The following is a 3,202-nucleotide window of genomic DNA, read 5'->3' on the forward strand; positions in this document are numbered from 1 at the left end:
AACGCCGTGAGCGTACTTTGCTTACAAGTTAGACGTAGCTAGGCGCAGAAATCAGTCTTTTGGAGCGCGTTTCAGAAAAAAACATTTAACATAGAACCCTATCGTCAAAAAAGCAATAGACTTAAATTCTCTTACAGAATTCAAAGCCTATTGCTTTTTAACTTAATTTTGTGAATGTACTGTATTCCGCGCTTGACGCCGTTCTTGGAGATTGCCTTCCAACACTTCTTTTTTAGCCTCTAACTGCGCCTTATTTTGAGCCCGACGTTGTGCAAGGGTCTCGTCAGCAGCAGCCCCTTCATTTTCAACAGTAGCCAAGTAACGTGTCTTCTCCATAGCACTGCGTTTTTCGGCACTGCGTTGTCCCAAGAAACTAATCGTTGAGCCAATCAAAATAACCAAGATGCCCGCCCAAGTATTCCAGACGATCGCTTCTTTCAAAATAGCCAAAGCCATTAATGGTGCTAAAGCAGGCTTAATGAAGAACACTAATGACGCCGTTGAGACATCTGAACGTTCCATTGCCATGAAATAAGTGGCAAAGCCCGCACCAGTCACCCCAATCCCGATATAAAGAATCATCAAAATAGTTTGACTAGAAATACCAGCAAAATAAGGAATGTTTACAAAACTTTGCGCTAATGGTGAATTGCCAAGTAAGCGGCCCATCATTGGTAAATGACTAATCCCCATCAATAAGCCCAATTCCAAGCTCCCCATCAAAAAAGTGAAACAAGTCATGGTAACCCCATCAAAGTGCTGAGCTTGGGATACTTTACGGGAAATAATACTATAAAAACCAAAAGTAACCGCTGAAGCGATCCCTAAAGCCATCGCAATAACATTACTTAAGTGGAATGGATTGATGATTACCAACAAACCAATTGTTGAAATAACAACAGAAATCAAACTTGTTCTTGATAATTTCTCGTGTAAAATGACGTACGAAAAAATCAACGCAAAAACCGGATTAGAGCTAAATAATACCGCCACAATAGACGCCTTACCATAAACAACAGCCAATTGATAAAGTGTCATACTGACAATCACACATAATAGCCCGGTTAATGCAAAACTGCCTAAAGCTTTAGCCGTAATTTTTAATTGCTTTGTATGTAATGCCCGGATAGCCAAAGGTAATAAAACAAGACCACCGATCAAAAAACGAATGAAATTTAACTGAATTGGATTAAACACGCTGCCGGCTAATTTAAGCGTGATTTCCATCGAACTGAACAAGAACGTAGACACCAACACGTACAGAAATGTTTTACGCAAGAAAAAGACCTCTTTTATTTTTTTATAACAAAAAACTAATGAATCATTTGAACTAAAACCATCAAAATTGGAATAACTGCCATACTAATGACCGTACTCTCCGTTACCATAATTGCGGCATAATCAGAATCTGCACCATACAGCTTTGAAACAACAGGTGCGTTGGTCATCACCGGCATTGCCGATTGCATGATGAACACTTGCTTCAATAAAATCGGTACTTTAGCAGGTAAAACTAACAGTGTCATCACAATTGGGGCCAATATGAAACGGCCCACTAAAATCCCCACAGCATCTTTATTAAACGTGATACTGCTCAAACCAACAATAGCGATCTGAATCCCAATGAAAAACATCGACAACGGAATCGTTAAAGCACCAATATAGTGAAAATCTGACATTATAAATGATGGAAAATGCCAATCTAATAGGACAAAGATCACCCCAATGATAAAACCTAATAATGGCGGTGAAAAAACTTTTTTAACAGCGGTTAAAATACTAAATTTGGCATCCTCTTGGTTCTTGCCATCCTTTTTAATCAAATAAACCCCTAGTGTCCAGAAGAAAAAAGTGTTTGCCATGTAATAAACTAAAACATAGGGCAAACTTGCATCCCCAAACAGCGCCCGATTCACTGGCAAGCCAATGAAAACAGTATTTGAGTTGAAGAACATGGATTTAAAAAGTCCAGCCCGATCCGGCGCAATACGGAAAACCCAAACCGCCGCAAAAGAAAAGGCAAACAGGATAATCATTGAAATCACCGGAAAACGTAAATTTGGTAATAACGTCTCCAGCTGCTTCTTAGAAAAATCTTGCATGATTGTATCAATCATATAACAAGGTAAAGCGACTTGTGTGACAATCCGGGCAATTGATTTACTATCCCGTTCACCAAGCCACCCCATGCGCGTTAGCACATAGCCTACCGTAATCATGACCAAGATAATCAAAACACCTGATAAACTTCCAAAAAAAACGTCCATAAAAATCCTCCAATTAAAAACTAATCAATTTCTAATTTTAACACTTTTTTCAGAAAATTCCAGTTGTTCCATCGATAAATTAGCCGATTGTTACAGATTAATCGCCAATTAACCGTTTTATTGGTTCCTATTAAAAAAGCAAAACTCAATGCCCATCTTACCACGAATCCTAGATAAAAGTTAGTATTGATTATTTTACCTATTAAAATGCATCTTAAAATAAGTTGTCTACCGTTTCAGTTTAGTGCTTTTTATTATAAAATAGAAACTATCAATATGGAGGAAAAAACATGCAACGTTTTTTTAGGGACAGTTGGATCGGCTTTTTACTAAGTTGGAGTCTAATCATTTTAGCCATTTTAGGCATTGTTTTAGGTTTGTTTACGTTTGTCTTGACCAATCAACAAATTTTTGGTGCTTCCATGCAGCCGAATTTTAACCCCGGTGATCGCGTTTTTGCGAATCGACTGAGCACGGTTAAACGCGGGGATGTGATCATCGTTAAAGCCCCCGATGAAAATGGACAGCAATGGTATATCAAACGCGTAATCGGTTTACCCGGTGATACGGTTAAAGCCGTTGACGATACCTTACTCGTCAATAATCGCCCCCTATCGGAAAACTATTTAGATGCGTACAAACAAAAACTGAAATCAGGAGATAACCTCACAAAAAATTTCACCTTAAAACAAGTAACCCAAGTTAACAAAGTACCTAAAGACCAATACTTCATTTTAGGCGACAACCGCCGCGTCTCTCGAGACAGCCGAAACTTCGGCTTCGTCACTGAAGATGACATCCGTGGCGTCGTATTTATGAAATATTGGCCCTTAAATGACATCCATTTTTATTAAAACAAGAGATAATATGAAATGACCCCCTAGATTGCCAATTCGGGGATTCAGGAAGATAATGTTTATAACCAAAACAAACAC

3 protein-coding genes are annotated in these 3,202 nt (G+C 38.6%); 1 reads left to right on the plus strand and 2 read right to left on the minus strand.

Annotated features, from left to right (window positions below; genetic code table 11):
* Positions 1-162: 162 nt before the first annotated feature.
* Entirely contained in the window at positions 163-1,278 is a 1,116-nt protein-coding gene (locus EKM93_RS13405; RefSeq protein WP_125716023.1) for a DMT family transporter, read from the minus strand.
* A gap of 35 nt (positions 1,279-1,313) precedes the next feature.
* Positions 1,314-2,267: an AEC family transporter gene (locus EKM93_RS13410; protein WP_125716024.1), complete on the minus strand. Its 954-nt coding sequence runs from the start codon at positions 2,265-2,267 to the stop codon at positions 1,314-1,316.
* Between the two features lie 290 nt (positions 2,268-2,557).
* Here EKM93_RS13410 and lepB point away from each other — a divergent pair, with 290 nt between their 5' ends.
* The gene (gene lepB, locus EKM93_RS13415) at positions 2,558-3,121 is read left to right on the plus strand and encodes a signal peptidase I (RefSeq protein WP_125716025.1); all 564 of its coding nucleotides are present in this window, start codon (positions 2,558-2,560) and stop codon (positions 3,119-3,121) included.
* Positions 3,122-3,202 lie beyond the last annotated feature (81 nt).

Origin of the sequence: Agrilactobacillus yilanensis, assembly GCF_003946725.1 — a bacterium.
Lineage (GTDB): Bacteria > Bacillota > Bacilli > Lactobacillales > Lactobacillaceae > Agrilactobacillus > Agrilactobacillus yilanensis.